The sequence below is a fragment of the Rubrivirga sp. S365 genome, from assembly GCF_032248475.1.
In the GTDB taxonomy this organism is placed as follows: domain Bacteria; phylum Bacteroidota; class Rhodothermia; order Rhodothermales; family Rubricoccaceae; genus Rubrivirga; species Rubrivirga litoralis.
The window spans coordinates 2,209,313-2,223,627 of the sequence record NZ_JAVTTN010000001.1; the positions used below are offsets into that span (position 1 = coordinate 2,209,313).

The window sequence follows — 14,315 nt, forward strand, 5'->3', positions numbered from 1 at the left end:
CCACCACCCCGCCCCCCGATGGCGACACGACAACGGACACGGCGCCGCACGGGCGGGGCGGGGCAGGGGGCGCGCCGGTGGCCTTGGGTCGCCGCGCTCCTCGCCGCCGCGGCGGTCGTCGGGCTCGTGGCGCTCCGGGAGGGCGGGGAGGGCAGCGCGGCGCCTGTCCTCCGGCCCGAGGTCGTCGCTCAGTACCCGCACGACACGCTGGCCTTTACGCAGGGGCTCCTGGTCGAGGGCGGGGCGGTCTACGAGAGCACCGGGCTCTACGGCCGGTCGTCGCTCCGCCGCGTGGACCTGGCGACCGGCCGCGTCGTGGCGTCGCGGTCGCTGGGCGACGGGGACTTTGCCGAGGGGCTCGCCGCCCTCGACGGCCGGCTCTACCAGCTCACGTGGCGCCAGGGGCGTGTCTACGTCGCCGACGTCCAGACGCTGGCCCCGCTCGACACGCTCCCGCTCGCGGGCGAGGGCTGGGGGCTGACCGAGGACGGCCGGCACCTCATCCTGAGCGACGGGTCCGACCGGCTCCGCGTCCTCGACCCCGCCACGCTCGCCGTCGTCCGCACGGTGGAGGTCCGGGACGGGGGCCGGCCGGTCCCGCGGCTGAACGAGCTCGAGTACGTGGACGGCCTCGTCTACGCGAACGTGTGGCAGACGGGGCGGATTGCGGCGGTCGATCCCCAGAGCGGCGCCGTCGTCCGGTGGCTCGACCTCGGCACGCTCCACACGCTCCACACCGGGACCGGCCGGGACGTCCTCAACGGGATCGCCCACGACCCGGCCACGGGCCACCTCCTGGTGACGGGCAAGCTGTGGCCGAGCGTCTACGCCGTCGAGGTCCCCGCCGAGTAGCCCGCCGCCCCGCCCGTCACGCGGCGTCCGCCCGGACGTCCAGCCACGCCACGAGGTCGGCGATCACGCGGTCGCGCTCGTCCTCGTGCAGCGTCTCGTGGTAGAGCCCGTCGTAGAGGCGGAGCGTGACGTCGCCGGGCGCGTGCTCGGCCAGCCACTCAGTCCCCGCCGGGTCCGTGATGACGTCGGCCGTGCCGTGGAACAGGTAGAGTGGGAGGCCGAACGCCTCCGGCCGCTCGCGGACCCGCTCGGTCGCCTGGACGATCGCGTTCCCCAGCCGCGCGCGGACGCCCCGGACGATCGTCAGCGGGTCCTCGCGGTACTTGCGCTCGACGGTCGGGTCGTGGGACAGCTTCGAGAGGTCGACGCGCGTGGCCGGCGCGTTCGGGAACCACCGCGCGACGTACGGGGCGACGGCCCGCAGCACGGGCGGGGCGGCGACGGAGAGGGCGGGGGAGGAGAGGACGAGCCCGGCCAGCCTGTCCGCCCCGCGCTCCTGGACCGTCCGGGCCGCGGCCAGCCCGCCCATCGAGTGGCCCATGAGCACGACCGGCAGGCCGCCCGCCGTCTCGGCCGCCCCGCCCAGCAGCGCCTCGACGTCGCGGGTGTACTCGTCGAACGAGGTCTCGACCTGCCCGCGCTCGCCCGGCGACTGCCCGTGCCCCCGGAGGTCGACGGCTTGGACCGCAATCCCGCGTACCATGAGCGCGCTCGCGAGGTAGGCGTAGCGCCCGCTGTGCTCGTGGAGCCCGTGGACGAGCGCCACGACGAGCCGCGTCGGCCGCCAGTCCGGCACCCAGCGCCGCGTAAACAGGGAGAGGCCGTCGAAGGTCTGGAGGGTGTCGGTCTCGTGCGTCATCCGTGCGGACCCTGGGGGCGGGGTGGGACTCTGGAGCGGAGACGCGAGTATACCGGGCCGCCCCGCTCCTGGACCTGCCCCGCCTCGCCCGTGACCGTCCTCGAATCCACGCCCGATGCCGACGCCATCCTCGAGTTCGTCGACGAGCAGGTCCGCAGCCTCCGCGACGGCGGCCTCGAGCCCCGCTCCATCCTCGTCGGCCCCGACGCGTTCGAGGCGCTCAAGACGGCCGTCGCCGCCCGGTTCGGCCGCGAGCGCGCCAACGTCGAGCAGTACCAGTGGCTGACAGTCGTCGTGGACCCGTTCCGCGGCGGCGCCGTCTGCGTCGTCCCCGCGCCCCGCGAGGTGGCCGATGGCGTCCGCGCCGAGCGAGTGTGAGGAGCAGGTAGAGCAGGTAGAGCAGGTAGAGCAGGTAGAGCAGGTAGAGCAGGTAGAGCAGGTAGAGCAGGTAGAGCAGGTAGAGCAGGTAGAGCAGGGCGGAGCGGCGGCCGAAAAGTTCCTCACGACTCCGCCCCGCCCACGCCACGAGCGGGGCGGTCATCTTCCAGTCCCCAGTCCCCAGTCCCCGCCATGAAAGCCACCTGGAACGGAGCCACGATCGCCGAGAGCGACGAGACCGTCGTCGTCGAGGGCAACCACTACTTCCCGGCCGACGCGCTCAACCGCGAGCACGTCGCGCCGAGCGACCACCACACGACGTGCCCGTGGAAGGGCAAGGCCAGCTACTACGACGTCGTCGTGGACGGGCAGACGAACGCGAACGCGGCGTGGACGTACCCCGAGCCGAAGGAGGCGGCGGCCGAGATCCGCGACCACGTCGCGTTCTGGAAGGGCGTCGAGGTGTCGGAGTAGGCGCGCGGCGCGTCCTGACCACCCCGCCCGGAGCCCGCGAGCGGGGCGGGGCGGCGGGTTGCCGTGAAGACCCGGAGAGGGGTCGGGCGATCCCCGAGAGGTCCGGCACCGGGGGCTACCTTCTGCGCGTTCAGCCGTCTCCAGGTCCCCGGCCGATGCGCCTCCTCCGCCACCCGCTCGTGCTCCGCACGGTCGCCGCCCTCCTCCTAGTGGGGACGGGCGCGGCGTGGGCGCCAGCGGCGACGGCCCAGGCGGCGCGGCCGCAGGCGCTGCGGTCGCTGCTCGGCGACGCCGACGCGTTCCGCTCGGCCGTCGCGGCCTCGCGGGACGCCGACTTTGGAAAGGCCGTCGACGCGTTCGCCGAGGCGTACGCCGAGGCCGCCGGCGACGCCGTCTCGCCCGAGGCCGTCCGGCAGCTCCTCGCGGGCCAGGGCGTGGGCGACGACGCGCCGGTCCCCCGCGACGTCGTGTTCGTCCCGGGCGGGGCGACGACCCCGCTCGCCTCCGCCTCGCCCGGCGTCCTGGGCGACGCCCCGCCGCCGCCCGTGGTGGGCGGGGCGGTCCGGTCCACCCCGCCCGCCGCGCGGTCCGCCGCGGGCGGGGCGGCGCACGCGGTCCAGGCACGCGGCCCGTAGCGGCGCGGCCCCGCTCGCGGGGCTCCCGACCGTCTCAACGCCGATGGGCCGTCCCGATGGGGGGCGGCCGCTCCCTCCCGACTCAACCGGCGCCGCCGTGCGCCTCCCCCTTATGCAAGGCTACGGATTCAAGCTGTTCGCCGTCGTGGCGCTCGTGCTCATCTCGCTCTGGCAACTGTTCCCGACGATCCAGAACGCGCTCAACGACCGCGAGCTCGCGGCCATGAGCTCCGACGAACGCGAGGTCTACGAAAAGGAAAACTATGAGGACCTCCTCGAGACCCGCGAGTCGTCGCTCAACCTGGGCCTCGACCTCCAGGGCGGCATGCACGTCGCCTTGGAGATCGGGACCGGCGCGCTCCTCCAGGAGCTGGCCGGCAACCGGGCCGATGACACGTTCGAGCGGGCGATCGAGATCGCGAACGAGCGCGCGCAGGACGGCGGCAGCGACTTTGTGACGCTGTTCGCGGACGCCGTCGAGGAGGTCCGCCCGAACACGCGGCTGGCCCGCTACTTCCGCAACACCGACGCCGGCATCACGGCCCGGTCCTCGAACGCCGACGTCGTCACCTACCTCCGCTCCGAGGTTGACGAGGCGCTCGGACGGGCCGAGGAGATCATCCGCCAGCGGATCGACCGCTTTGGCGTGACCGAGCCGCTCATCCAGCGTCAGGACGGGAGCCGGATCGTCGTCGAGCTCCCGGGCGTCGACGACCCCCAGCGCGTGCGCGACCTGCTCCGGGGGACGGCCAAGCTCACGTTCCACCTTACGCCGCCCACGCAGGAGCTCCAGCAGGCGGCCCTCCGCGTGCTCCAGTACTACGGCGAGGGCGGGGCGGAGACCGCCGCGACGACCGACGCCGACACGACCGGCACCGCCATCGACACGACGGCGGCCGGCGAGCGCGTGGCGGCCGCCGGCGACTCGGCCGGCGCCGTCGACCTCGCCCAGGTCACGGGCGGGGAGGCGCCCTCAGCGAGCGGCAACTCGCTCGCCGACGCGCTCCGGCTGATCCAGGTCCCCGAGGGCTCGCCCATCTTCGGGCAGGTCGTCGCCCGCGACACGGCGACGGTCCGCCGCCTGCTCGAGGCGCCGGGCGCTCAGGCGCTCCTGCCCGCCGGCGTCCGGCTCCTCTACACGGCCAACCCTGAGGGCGTCACGCCCGAGGGCGAGGACGTGTACAACCTCATCGGGATCAACGAGCGCGTCGAGCTCACGGGCGACGTGATCACCGACGCCGGGCCGGACTTCGACCCGTACACGAACGCGCCCCAGGTGTCGATCACGATGAACGGCGTCGGCGGTCAGCGGTGGAGCCAGATCACGGGCGCCAACATCGGCCGCCCCGTGGCCCTCGTCCTCGACAACCGCGTCTACTCCGACCCCGTGATCCAGAGCCGGATCCCCAACGGGCGGACGCAGATCACGGGCCAGTTTTCGCGCCAGGACGTCGAGGACATCGTGACCGTCCTGAAGTCGGGCGCCCTCCCCGCCCCGGTGCGCATCGTCGAGGAGCGGACGGTCGGGCCGAGCCTGGGCGCCGCCTCCATCCGGGCCGGCACGCGGGCGCTCATCGTGGGCTTCCTGGTCGTCGGCGTGTTCATGGCGTTCTACTACCGCGGCGCCGGCCTCATCGCCAACATCGCGCTCGTCCTGAATCTCCTGTTCATCTTCGGCGTGCTGGCGTCCTTCAGCGCCACGCTCACGCTCCCGGGCATGGCCGGCATCGTGCTCACGATCGGCATGGCCGTCGACGCGAACGTGCTCATCTTCGAGCGCATCCGCGAGGAGCTCGACTCGGGCAAGACGATGCGGGCGGCCGTCGACGGCGGGTTCGCCAAGGCGCTCTCGGCGATCGCCGACGCCAACATCACGACGTTCCTCATCGGCGTCATCCTGTTCTCGTTCGGGGTCGGCCCGATCCAGGGGTTCGCGGTCACGCTCATGGCCGGCATCCTGACGTCGCTGTTCACGGCCCTCGTCGTGACGCGTCTCGTCCTCGACTACCTCGTCCAGTCGCGCGGGACCCGCGTGGCCTTCGGCTGACTCGGTACAGGGCGCGGGGCACGAGGGAGGCCCTCGTCCCGCGCCCGTACCCCGTACCTAGTACCCCGTACCGAACCCTGCCATGCGCATCTTCGAAAACCCCTCGCACGACTTCCTCAGCGACTTCCGCGCGAGCTACATCACCTCCGGGATTCTCCTGGTGATCGCCATCGTCTCCCTGTTCTACCCGGGCCTGGAGGCCGGCATCGACTTCACGGGCGGGACCGAGTTCGTGGTCGAGTCGGCCGAGCCGATCGCCCCAGTCGCGGCCCGCCAGGCGCTCGACGGCGTGCTCGGCGACGGCGTCGAGGCCAAAGAGTTCGGCGACCCCCGGACGCTCCTCGTCCGCACCGGGCTCGGCGGCGACCCCGACGCGCTGGAGGCGGCGCTGACGACGACGCTCGCCGAGTCCTTCCCGGGCTCGGCCCCGGACATCATCGGGACGAGCTCGGTCGGGCCGCGCATCGCGTCCGACCTCAAGGAGAAGGCGATCTTCCTCGTGCTCGGCGCCCTCTTCGTCATCCTCCTGTACATCTTCGTCCGGTTCGACTGGCGGTTCGCGGTCGCCGCCGTGCTCACGCTGGCCCACGACGTGCTCATCGTGCTCGGGCTGTTCGCGCTGCTCCACAACGTGACCCCGTTCTCGCTCCAGATCGACCAGGTCCTCATCGCGGCGCTGCTGACGATCGTCGGCTACTCGATCAACGACACGGTCGTCGTGTTCGACCGCATCCGCGAGTACACGGCGCTGTTCAAGACCGAGCGGTTCGACGTCGTCGCCAACCGGGCCATCAACACGACGCTCTCGCGGACCGTGCTCACGTCGGGGACGACGCTGCTGACGGTGTTCATCCTGTTCCTCATCGGCGGCGAGGTGCTCAAGGGGTTCTCGCTGGCGCTGCTCGTCGGGATCGCCGTCGGGACGTACTCGTCGATCTTCGTGGCGAGCCCGCTCGTCGTGTGGCTCCGCGGCAAGTACGCGCCGGCCGTGCGCGGCACGCGCCGCGCGGCGGCGGCCTAACCGCCCCGCCCCGCCCGCCGTGGGCGGGGCGGGCTCTGTTGGACCGCCCCGCCCGGCGGAGTCACGCGGGCGGGGTGGCGGCCCTAGCTTCCGTCCGCCCCGCCCGCCTCTCCCCGGACCCATGCAGATCGACCGCGCCACGCGCTCCGGCGTCACCGTCCTCACGCTCACCGGCGACGCCCTCGGCGGGCCGGGCGGGGCGGCGCTCCACGACGCGCTCCACGAGGCCCGCGGCGACGGCCCGCTGTGGGCGGTCGTCGACCTGGACGGGGTGCGGCACATGAACTCGTCCGGGCTGGGCATGCTGATCGGCGCGCTGACGACGGCCCGGAACGCGGGCGGCGACCTCCGGCTCGCGAACGTCGGCGACCGCGTCCGCACGCTCCTCGAGGTCACGCAGCTCGCGGACACGTTCCAGTCGTTCGGCTCCGCCGACGAGGCCGTGGCAAGCTTTGAAGGGATGGAGGGATAGGGGATAGGGGGATGTGCAGAGCCGCTCCGCTCCGCCGCCCTACCCCCATTCTCACCCCACCCGCCGCCTGAGAGTCGGGCGGGGTGGGGGCCGCGACGCTCATCCCTCTATCCCTCCCCATCCCCTCATCCCTCCCCTGTATGCCCGTCTCGATCGTCATTGGCGCCCAGTGGGGCGACGAAGGAAAAGGGAAGGTCGTCGACCTGCTCGCTCCGCAGATGGACGTCGTCGCCCGCTACCAGGGCGGGGCGAACGCCGGCCACACGATCAAGTGGGGCGACGAGACGTTCGTGCTCCACCTGATCCCGTCCGGCATCTTCCACGACGGCGTGACGTGCGTGATCGGGAACGGCGTGGTCATCGACCCGGCCGCGCTCGTCGACGAGATCGAGCAGATCGAGGCGCTGGGCTACCCCGTCGAGGGCCGGCTGAAGATCAGCCACAACGCCCACCTCATCATGCCGTACCACAAGGCGCTCGATCAGGCCAAGGAGCGGTGGCGCGACGCCGAGGCCATCGGGACGACGGGGCGCGGCATCGGCCCGGCCTACGTCGACAAGTTCGCGCGGAACGGGATCCGCGTGGTCGACCTCCTGGACCGCGACGGGCTGCGGAAAAAGCTGACGGCGGCCATCGAGGAGAAAAACGAGATCCTGTCGCAGATCTACCAGAGCGAGCGGCTGGACGTGGACGCGATCGTCGACGAGTACGTCGAGTTCGACCGCCTCATCGACCCGTACGTGACCGACACGGCGGCGTACCTCCAGGACGCCCTCGCGGACGGCCAGCGCGTGCTCGCCGAGGGCGCCCAGGGCGCGCTCCTCGACGTCGACCACGGGACGTACCCCTACGTCACGTCCAGCCACCCGACGTCGGGCGGGTGCTGCACCGGGCTCGGCGTGCCGCCGACGGCCGTCGACCGCGTCATCGGCATCGTCAAGGCGTACTCGACGCGCGTGGGCAACGGCCCCTTCCCGACCGAGCTCCTGAACGAGACGGGCGAGCGGCTGCGCGAGCAGGGACACGAGTTCGGGGCGACGACCGGGCGGCCGCGCCGCTGCGGCTGGCTCGACCTGGTGGCGCTGGGCTACACGAGCCGCCTCAACGGGTTTACGGAACTGGCGGTCACCAAGCTCGACGTGATGTCCGGGCTCGACGAGCTCCGCGTCTGCACGGCCTACGAGGTCGACGGCAAGCGAACCGAGCGCTTCCCGACCGACCTCCGCACGCTGGAGCGCGCGCGGCCGGTCTACGAGACGCTCCCCGGCTTCTCCGGCGACCTCTCCGCCGCCCGCGAGATGGGCGACCTGCCCGACGCGGCCCGAGACTACCTCCAGTTCGTCTCCGACCGCGTCGGCGTGCGGATCACGGTCATCGGGACCGGACCGAAGCGCGAGGAGACGCTCGTGGCATGAACGATGAACGCTGAATGGCGAACGATGAAGTGAGAGCTTGCCACCCCGCCCCGTTGTAGCTGGGCGGAGCGGGCGCCCCTTCATCATTCGGCGTTCGTCGTTCAGCGTTCCTATGCAGGCCTACCGGACCAGCACGAAGCTCAAGCTCGGCCTGATCGCGGCGGCCGTCGCGATCGGCGTGGCGTCGCTGCTGTTCACGCAGCGCCTGGCGGGGCGGCTCGAAGCTCAGGACGCGGCGGCCGTCGAACTGTGGGCCGAGGCCATCGCGTTCCAGGGCCGGGCCGGGCTGAGCGCCCAGGGCGCGGCGCCGTGGGACGAGCTCGCCGCCGCCGTCGAGGCGTCGGGCCGCCCCGCCCCGGAGCGCGCGCGGCTCGCGGCGGCGCTCGACTCGCTCCGCGACGGGCCGCCGTCGGACGGGCTCGACTTCGTGTTCTCGCAGATCGTCGAGCCCCAGCGGTTCAGCGTCCCCGCCGTCGTCACGGACGAGGCCACGACGACGGCGCTCCTGTGGCGGAACGTGGCCGACGACGCCGACCACGTGGCGCTAGCCCGCGAGATGGACGCGCTCCACGCGCCGATCCCGGTCGAGGTGTCGCCCGGCTTCGTGCAGCTCGTCCACTACGGCGAGAGCCCGCTGGCCCGGCTGATCCGTCTGTTCCCGGTCGTCCAGCTCGCCGTCGTGGCCCTGTTCATCGGGGTCGGCTACCTCGGGTTCTCGTACGTCCGCCGGAGCGAGCAGTCGAGCCTGTGGGTGGGCATGGCGCGCGAGGCGGCCCACCAGCTGGGGACGCCGCTCTCGTCGATGATCGGGTGGATCGAGCTGCTCCGCCTGGGCGACAGCGTGGCGCCCGAGACGGTCGCCGACGAGCTGGAGCAGGACGTCGAGCGGCTCCGCCGCGTGGCCGACCGCTTCGAGAAGATCGGGTCGACGCCCGACCTCACGCCGACGGCCGTGGGCGAGGTCCTGGAGCGCGTGGCCGACTACATCCGCCGCCGCGTGCCCACGAGCGCGCCCGTCGCGATCACGGTCGACGTGCCGCCCGACCTGACCGCCCCGCTCAACGGCGAGCTGTTCGAGTGGGTCGTCGAGAACCTGCTCAAGAACGCGCTCGACGCCCTCGACGGGGCGCCCGGTCCGCACCGGATCGCCATCGCGGGCCGCGCCGAGGGCGGGGCGGTCGTGGTCGATGTGGCGGACACGGGGAAGGGCATGGACCGGGCGACGGCCCGCCACGTGTTCCGTCCGGGGTTCTCGACCAAGCGCCGCGGGTGGGGGCTCGGCCTCAGCCTCGCCCGGCGCATCGTCGAGAGCTACCACGGGGGGACGCTGGCGGTCCACGAGACGGCGCCGGGCGCGGGCACCACGTTCCGCATCACGCTGGCACGGCGGACGTGAGGGAAAAGGGAAAAGGGAAAAGGGGCGCGCGGGCGGGGTGGTGCCGTTCTTGTTCCGCCCCGCCCCTTTCAGAGATGGGTTGGGCGGTGAGAGGCGAGGCCGACGTCGATTGGAAGCGGCGGCAGTTCCCCTCCTGGTCACTGCGCAGCGTCGGCGCAGCCAAGAGGGGCTAGGGGTGGTTGTGACGAGGGCGGGGCGGTCGAACAAGGCGCTGCCCCTGCCGCCCCGTCCGGCAACCGGCACCCGTAGGGACACGGCTTGCCGTGTCTGGGGCGGGCGGGGCGGTCTGGCCCAGCACCACCCCGCCCGTGGCGTGGCGCCTCGCCGGGCGAATGCGGACACCACGCGTGGTGTCCCTACGAACCCGTGCCCAGCGTGCCCACCCCGCCCCGCCCTCGCGTTCTGCGGGCTTGCCCGCTGCCCGCTGCCCGCTGCCGTCAGAGGCTCGCCGCCCACTGCCCGATCTGCTCGAACGCCTCCTCGCTGTCGGTCACCGCCGTAAAGATCATCGACCGGCGGCGCCACGTGACGATGTAGGCGCCCTCCAGGCGCCGCGTGTCCACGGGGACGTCCTCGCCGAGCAGGGCGTAGGTCGCGTCCGGGAGGTCGAACGACGCCCGGACCTGGTCGAGCGTGATGTAGTCGTAGGCGTAGACGTAGGCCGTCTCCCCGCCGGCCCCGCTGTAGCGGAACCGCGGCACGACCACGTCGCGCGCGCTGGGCGCCCCGCCCCCGGTGCTGCCCACCACGGGGAGGTCAACGCCCACGAGGGCGAGGGCGGGGAGGTCCGGCGGGGGCACGTCCCACCCGAGCTGGTCGAGCACGAACGCGCGCGCCTCCTCGGGGCGGGTCGTCTCGACGGCGGCCTGGTACGACGCCGTGGCGTCGACGAACGAGGCGAGAAGGTTGGCGCCCTCGTCCGCGGTCGGGACCCGGAGAAGGGCGTAGGCGATCGCGAGCCCGACGGCCACGAGCGCCACGAGCGCGGCGACGCGGCCGCGCGGGATGGGCTCGGGCGGGGGCACCGGCGACGGCCGCGTCTGCGTGCGGTCGAACGCCGGCAGCTCGTCGACCGGCGTCGGGTCGCGGGGCGCGTCGGGCTCCACCTAGGCGGCGGACGCCGAGCGCGTCCGGGTCCGGGGGGGCGGGGCGGGGGCAGCCTCGAACACCACGCTCACCGGCGCCCCGCGGACGACCGACAGCAGGGCCGCCGCGTCGCCCCTGTTCACGGCGATCTCAAGGTGGCCCGAGCTCCCGAACAGCGTGAGCGGCTCGCCGGCCGCGACGTGCCCGTACGACGGGGCGTGCCGCCGGAGCACGCTCGAGCCCACGTACGCCTTGAACCCGCCCCGCCCGGCGAGCGCCTCGCGCGGGATGTTCGTCGTGCAGTTCCCGAAGCGGTCGACGTGGAGGACCATGCCCTCGACGCCCTCAGCGTCGACGCGGGGGAGCGGCCAGTGGAGCGGGGCGAGTGGGCCGGCCGGGCTCCCGATGTCGTCCAGCGCGGCGCCGGCAGCGAGCGCGGCCGCCACCGGCCCGAACACGTCGCGCCCGTGGAGGGTGTCGCTGGGCACCGGCGTCCGCCACGCGCCCGGCCGGTCGAGCACGACGGCCTCCACAGGCGGGCCGTCGGCGAGGAGCGGGAGGAGCCCGTTGTCCGGCCCGACGAACCGGCACGGCGTCCCGCCCACGACGAGCCGCGCCGCAATCGCCCGGCGGAGCGTTCCGACGCCGGGGTCGACGACGGCGAGGTGGACCGTGCCGGCGGGGAAGAACGGGGCCGCCCCGCGGAGCACGAACGCGGCCGCCATCACGTCCTGGGCCGGCACCTCGTGCGTCACGTCCACCGCCCGCACGTCGGGGGCGGCGGCCAGCATGGCCCCCTTCATGGCCGCGACGTAGCCGTCGCGGAGGCCGAAGTCCGTGGTGAGGGTGACGATCAACGGGGGGCGACCGGGCAGCGTGAACGGCGGAAGCTACGGGGGCCGCCCCGCCCACGCCAGGGCCGCCCCACCCCGCCCAGGCGCCCAGAGCGGAGCGACGGCACTCGGGGGCGGGGCGGCGCTCCGGGGCCACGCGCGGCACGGTATCTTCTCGCCCGCCGCCCCACCCCGCCCGCGTGGCCCCCGACCCGACGCCTTCCCCCCCGACCGACGCCGACCGTGCCCAGCGGGCGGTCGGCGAGTTCGTCCGCCTCTGGGGCGAGATGGCCTCGCACTGGGGGATCAACCGGACGATGGCTCAGATCCACGCGCTCCTCTACGCGCTCGACCGGCCGCTCGACACGGACGAGATCATGGACCGGCTCGAGATCAGCCGGGGCAACGCGAACATGAACCTCCGGGCGCTCCTCGACTGGGACCTCGTCCGCAAGACGCACCAGCCGGGGAGCCGGAAGGACTTTTTCGTCGCCGAGTCCGACGTGTGGTCGATCACGACGACGATCATCGAGGAGCGCCAGCGGCGCGAGATCGAGCCGGTCCAGCGGGCGCTCGACGGCGTGGCCACGAACCTCCGCGCGGGCGGCTCGCTCTCGGACGACGAGGCGGCCCTCGCCGACCGGATCGACGCGCTAGGCGAGATCATGACCGTTTTCGAGGCGTTCACGAACGCGCTCCTCCCGCTCGTCCGCGGGCGGAGCTCCGACAAGGTCCGGCGGATCACTCAGTTCGCCTCGAAGCTCCGGCGGGGGGCGTCCTAGCATGGCGAGCACGGCCGACATCGGGCGCCGCGGCGAGGACGCGGCCGTCGCCTTCCTGGAGGCAGCGGGCTGCCGCACGCTGGACCGGAACTACCGCTTCGGCCGCGAGGAGATCGACGCCGTCGTGTTCGAGCCCACGCCCGCCGACGACGGCGGCATGATCGTGTTCGTTGAGGTCAAGGCCCGGAGCGGGGCGGGCTACGGCGCCCCCGAGGCGGCGGTCGACGAGGCCAAGCAGCGGGCGATCCTCCGCGTGGCCGAGGCCTACATGCACGAGCGGCGGCTCATCCCGTCGCCGGTCCGGTTCGACGTCCTCGCGGTCCACTTTGGGGACGGGGAGCCGCGCATCGAGCACTTCAAAAACGCCTTCGGTTACTTCACCTAGCCGAACGGCGGCCGTTTGCACGGACTCCACCCCGCCCTCGTCATGACGCCGCCCCGCCCCGCCCTCGCTTTGGTCCTGGTCTTGGCCCTCGCCGGCTGCGCATCCTCGGGCGGGGCGGCCGGCGACCGGGGCCTGCGGTCGGATCAGGTCCGCCTGGGGACGCCCATCTCGTCGTCCTCGACCGTCGGGACGCGCGACTTCGTGCTCCGCGCGTTCGCCGACTGCAGCGCCGAGCCGTGCCACGCCGAGTCGTACCGGGTCGTCTTCTCGAACATCGGCCAGAACGCGCTCAACTCGACGTTCCCCGGCGTCACGTTCGAGGTCGACGGCGTGCCGTATCGCTTCAGTACGGGCGAGACTGGGGTCGACATCCTCCCCAACACCTACGGCGAGTTCCTGACGATCGGCATGCCGCGCGCGCTCTTCGAGGACATCGCGGCGGCCGAGGCCGTCCGCGTGGTGCTCGGGCAGCAGGAGTTCCTGCTCACCCCTGGCGACCGCCGGACGCTGACCGACCTCGTTTCCCGGACGACGACCTCGTCTTAGCCCTGCGTTCGGATCGGGGGCGGGTCGCCGTTCCACCGGGCCTCCGCAGGGGCGTCCTCTTCCTCCGGCTCCGCCGCCTCGGGGCGGGGCGGCTCTGTAGCGCTCGGACGCTCTTGCCCTTCGGCGCCGGCGGGTGCGCCGTCGCCAGCCTCGTCCTCTGAGGCGGGGCGGGAGGGCTCCTCCGCGTTGCCTGCCTCGTCGTCTTCGGGGGGCGGGGCGGCGTCCGCGTCGGGGGCCGGCGGTTCAGCGTTCTCGGCGTCGGGGTGGTCCGTGGGGGCGGGGACCGGCGCGGCGAGCACGTCCTCGACGGCTTGTTCCAGAGCCTCGACCTCCTCCATGTCGATGTCGCCCTCGCCGCGCCACGCGATCCGCCCGTCGCGGGCAACGAGGAAGGCGTAGACGTCGCTCTGCGTCTTGAGCTGGAGCTCCTTGCGGAACCCCTTGGGGTCGACGTAGAGCGGGACCGTCCGCTCGCGCTCGCTCTCGCCGTCGACCTGCCCACGGATGCCCATCGTCGCCAGCTTCCCGAACATCTTCAGCTTTTTGCTCACGATCGGGAGCTCCCAGACGCCCACGCGGTCGCCGTGCACGTCGGCTAGGCGGTCGCCGAGACGCGCCCACTGGTCCGCGAGCGGGTCGAGGTCGTCGCGGAACAAGACAACGAGGAGCGTGGCGTCGGCGGGGAGGTCATCGGGGAGCCGGACCTCGTCGCCGCTGCCGAGGCGCCGACCGACCGACTGGGGAAAGTGGCTGGCCGGGGCGGAGCGGGAGAACAGACCCATAGGTGGAGGTTCGGGGCGGGGCGGGCTTCAATCTAGCCGCCGCGTGGGCGGGGCGGGGTGGGGCCGCCCCGCCCCGCCACAGGGCGGGAGAGCAAAAAAAAGCGGGGAGCCCTTTTGGGCTCCCCGCGGATCTAGACCGTTGCTGTTCGGCTCAGGTGCACATGTCGCCCGGCTGCGGGTTCGGGGCCGGCGAAACGCACGCGTCGAGCGAGCCGGTGGAGGTGCCGATCGATTCGCCGTTGTTGAAGATCTGGTCGGTCTGCATCGACTGCTGGTCGGCGGCCGTGACCGTGCGGATGTCTCCGTAGTCGGCGATAGTGGGGGAGGTGTAGGTCTTCATAGGGGGAAGGGC

The 14,315-nt window shown here is 73.0% G+C and carries 17 protein-coding genes; 12 read left to right on the forward strand and 5 right to left on the reverse strand.

Annotated features, from left to right (window positions below; genetic code table 11):
• The first annotated feature begins 18 nt into the window (after window positions 1-18).
• Window positions 19-852: a glutaminyl-peptide cyclotransferase gene (locus RQM47_RS09540; protein WP_311665982.1), complete on the forward strand. Its 834-nt coding sequence runs from the start codon at window positions 19-21 to the stop codon at window positions 850-852.
• A 16-nt stretch (window positions 853-868) separates the two neighbouring features.
• On the opposite strand, the gene RQM47_RS09545 is transcribed toward RQM47_RS09540, so the two are convergent.
• Window positions 869-1,711: an alpha/beta hydrolase gene (locus RQM47_RS09545; protein WP_311665980.1), complete on the reverse strand. Its 843-nt coding sequence runs from the start codon at window positions 1,709-1,711 to the stop codon at window positions 869-871.
• 90 nt (window positions 1,712-1,801) lie between these two features.
• On the opposite strand from RQM47_RS09545, the gene RQM47_RS09550 reads away from it, so the two are divergent.
• The 8 genes from RQM47_RS09550 (at window position 1,802) to RQM47_RS09585 (ending at window position 9,549) form a co-directional block, all read left to right on the forward strand.
• Window positions 1,802-2,089 carry a family 4C encapsulin nanocompartment shell protein gene (locus tag RQM47_RS09550; protein WP_311665978.1) on the forward strand — a complete coding sequence of 96 codons (288 nt, stop codon included), beginning with the start codon at window positions 1,802-1,804 and terminating at the stop codon, window positions 2,087-2,089.
• Between the two features lie 192 nt (window positions 2,090-2,281).
• Window positions 2,282-2,563: a DUF427 domain-containing protein gene (locus RQM47_RS09555; protein ID WP_311665921.1), complete on the forward strand. Its 282-nt coding sequence runs from the start codon at window positions 2,282-2,284 to the stop codon at window positions 2,561-2,563.
• A 155-nt stretch (window positions 2,564-2,718) separates the two neighbouring features.
• Window positions 2,719-3,198 (forward strand): hypothetical protein, encoded by a 480-nt coding sequence (locus RQM47_RS09560; protein WP_311665919.1) that lies wholly within the window; start codon window positions 2,719-2,721, stop codon window positions 3,196-3,198.
• Window positions 3,199-3,295: 97 nt separating this feature from the next.
• Complete coding sequence (gene secD, locus RQM47_RS09565; protein ID WP_311665917.1) at window positions 3,296-5,245, forward strand: protein translocase subunit SecD; 1,950 nt, start codon at window positions 3,296-3,298, stop codon at window positions 5,243-5,245.
• Window positions 5,246-5,327: 82 nt separating this feature from the next.
• Window positions 5,328-6,266 (forward strand): protein translocase subunit SecF, encoded by a 939-nt coding sequence (gene secF, locus RQM47_RS09570; RefSeq protein WP_311665915.1) that lies wholly within the window; start codon window positions 5,328-5,330, stop codon window positions 6,264-6,266.
• A 121-nt stretch (window positions 6,267-6,387) separates the two neighbouring features.
• Window positions 6,388-6,738: an STAS domain-containing protein gene (locus RQM47_RS09575; RefSeq protein ID WP_311665913.1), complete on the forward strand. Its 351-nt coding sequence runs from the start codon at window positions 6,388-6,390 to the stop codon at window positions 6,736-6,738.
• 140 nt (window positions 6,739-6,878) lie between these two features.
• Window positions 6,879-8,153 (forward strand): adenylosuccinate synthase, encoded by a 1,275-nt coding sequence (locus RQM47_RS09580; RefSeq protein WP_314008693.1) that lies wholly within the window; start codon window positions 6,879-6,881, stop codon window positions 8,151-8,153.
• 112 nt (window positions 8,154-8,265) lie between these two features.
• A complete protein-coding gene (locus RQM47_RS09585) occupies window positions 8,266-9,549 on the forward strand; it encodes a HAMP domain-containing sensor histidine kinase (protein ID WP_314008696.1) in 1,284 nt (427 codons plus the stop codon).
• Between the two features lie 437 nt (window positions 9,550-9,986).
• Here the strand turns inward: RQM47_RS09585 and RQM47_RS09590 are convergent, their stop codons facing one another.
• Together RQM47_RS09590 and RQM47_RS09595 are read right to left on the reverse strand one after the other, a co-directional pair.
• A complete protein-coding gene (locus tag RQM47_RS09590) occupies window positions 9,987-10,655 on the reverse strand; it encodes a hypothetical protein (protein ID WP_314008699.1) in 669 nt (222 codons plus the stop codon).
• Window positions 10,656-11,492, reverse strand: a complete 837-nt coding sequence (locus tag RQM47_RS09595; RefSeq protein WP_314008701.1) for an SAM-dependent chlorinase/fluorinase — start codon at window positions 11,490-11,492, stop codon at window positions 10,656-10,658.
• Between the two features lie 176 nt (window positions 11,493-11,668).
• Here RQM47_RS09595 and RQM47_RS09600 point away from each other — a divergent pair, with 176 nt between their 5' ends.
• Genes RQM47_RS09600 through RQM47_RS09610 form a run of 3 tightly spaced genes read left to right on the forward strand, consistent with a single transcriptional unit; the run spans window position 11,669 to window position 13,181 of the window.
• Complete coding sequence (locus tag RQM47_RS09600; protein WP_311665885.1) at window positions 11,669-12,250, forward strand: hypothetical protein; 582 nt, start codon at window positions 11,669-11,671, stop codon at window positions 12,248-12,250.
• Between the two features lies 1 nt (window position 12,251).
• The gene (locus RQM47_RS09605) at window positions 12,252-12,635 is read left to right on the forward strand and encodes a YraN family protein (protein WP_314008704.1); all 384 of its coding nucleotides are present in this window, start codon (window positions 12,252-12,254) and stop codon (window positions 12,633-12,635) included.
• A gap of 42 nt (window positions 12,636-12,677) precedes the next feature.
• Window positions 12,678-13,181 carry a hypothetical protein gene (locus RQM47_RS09610; RefSeq protein ID WP_314008707.1) on the forward strand — a complete coding sequence of 168 codons (504 nt, stop codon included), beginning with the start codon at window positions 12,678-12,680 and terminating at the stop codon, window positions 13,179-13,181.
• On the opposite strand, the gene RQM47_RS09615 is transcribed toward RQM47_RS09610, so the two are convergent.
• Window positions 13,178-13,963 (reverse strand): hypothetical protein, encoded by a 786-nt coding sequence (locus tag RQM47_RS09615; protein ID WP_314008710.1) that lies wholly within the window; start codon window positions 13,961-13,963, stop codon window positions 13,178-13,180. The genes RQM47_RS09610 and RQM47_RS09615 overlap by 4 nt on opposite strands.
• A gap of 151 nt (window positions 13,964-14,114) precedes the next feature.
• On the reverse strand, window positions 14,115-14,303 hold the full coding sequence (locus tag RQM47_RS09620; RefSeq protein WP_311665878.1) for a hypothetical protein: 189 nt from the start codon (window positions 14,301-14,303) through the stop codon (window positions 14,115-14,117).
• Window positions 14,304-14,315: the final 12 nt, after the last annotated feature.

Bases quoted from the DNA above. Each gene is read 5' to 3' on its own strand.
- RQM47_RS09540 (WP_311665982.1), top strand. From the start codon at position 19: ATGGCGACACGACAACGGACACGGCGCCGCACGGGCGGGGCGGGGCAG.
- RQM47_RS09545 (WP_311665980.1), bottom strand. From the start codon at position 1,711: ATGACGCACGAGACCGACACCCTCCAGACCTTCGACGGCCTCTCCCTG.
- RQM47_RS09555 (WP_311665921.1), top strand. From the start codon at position 2,282: ATGAAAGCCACCTGGAACGGAGCCACGATCGCCGAGAGCGACGAGACC.
- RQM47_RS09560 (WP_311665919.1), top strand. From the start codon at position 2,719: ATGCGCCTCCTCCGCCACCCGCTCGTGCTCCGCACGGTCGCCGCCCTC.
- secF (WP_311665915.1), top strand. From the start codon at position 5,328: ATGCGCATCTTCGAAAACCCCTCGCACGACTTCCTCAGCGACTTCCGC.
- RQM47_RS09575 (WP_311665913.1), top strand. From the start codon at position 6,388: ATGCAGATCGACCGCGCCACGCGCTCCGGCGTCACCGTCCTCACGCTC.
- RQM47_RS09580 (WP_314008693.1), top strand. From the start codon at position 6,879: ATGCCCGTCTCGATCGTCATTGGCGCCCAGTGGGGCGACGAAGGAAAA.
- RQM47_RS09585 (WP_314008696.1), top strand. From the start codon at position 8,266: ATGCAGGCCTACCGGACCAGCACGAAGCTCAAGCTCGGCCTGATCGCG.
- RQM47_RS09605 (WP_314008704.1), top strand. From the start codon at position 12,252: ATGGCGAGCACGGCCGACATCGGGCGCCGCGGCGAGGACGCGGCCGTC.
- RQM47_RS09610 (WP_314008707.1), top strand. From the start codon at position 12,678: ATGACGCCGCCCCGCCCCGCCCTCGCTTTGGTCCTGGTCTTGGCCCTC.
- RQM47_RS09615 (WP_314008710.1), bottom strand. From the start codon at position 13,963: ATGGGTCTGTTCTCCCGCTCCGCCCCGGCCAGCCACTTTCCCCAGTCG.
- RQM47_RS09620 (WP_311665878.1), bottom strand. From the start codon at position 14,303: ATGAAGACCTACACCTCCCCCACTATCGCCGACTACGGAGACATCCGC.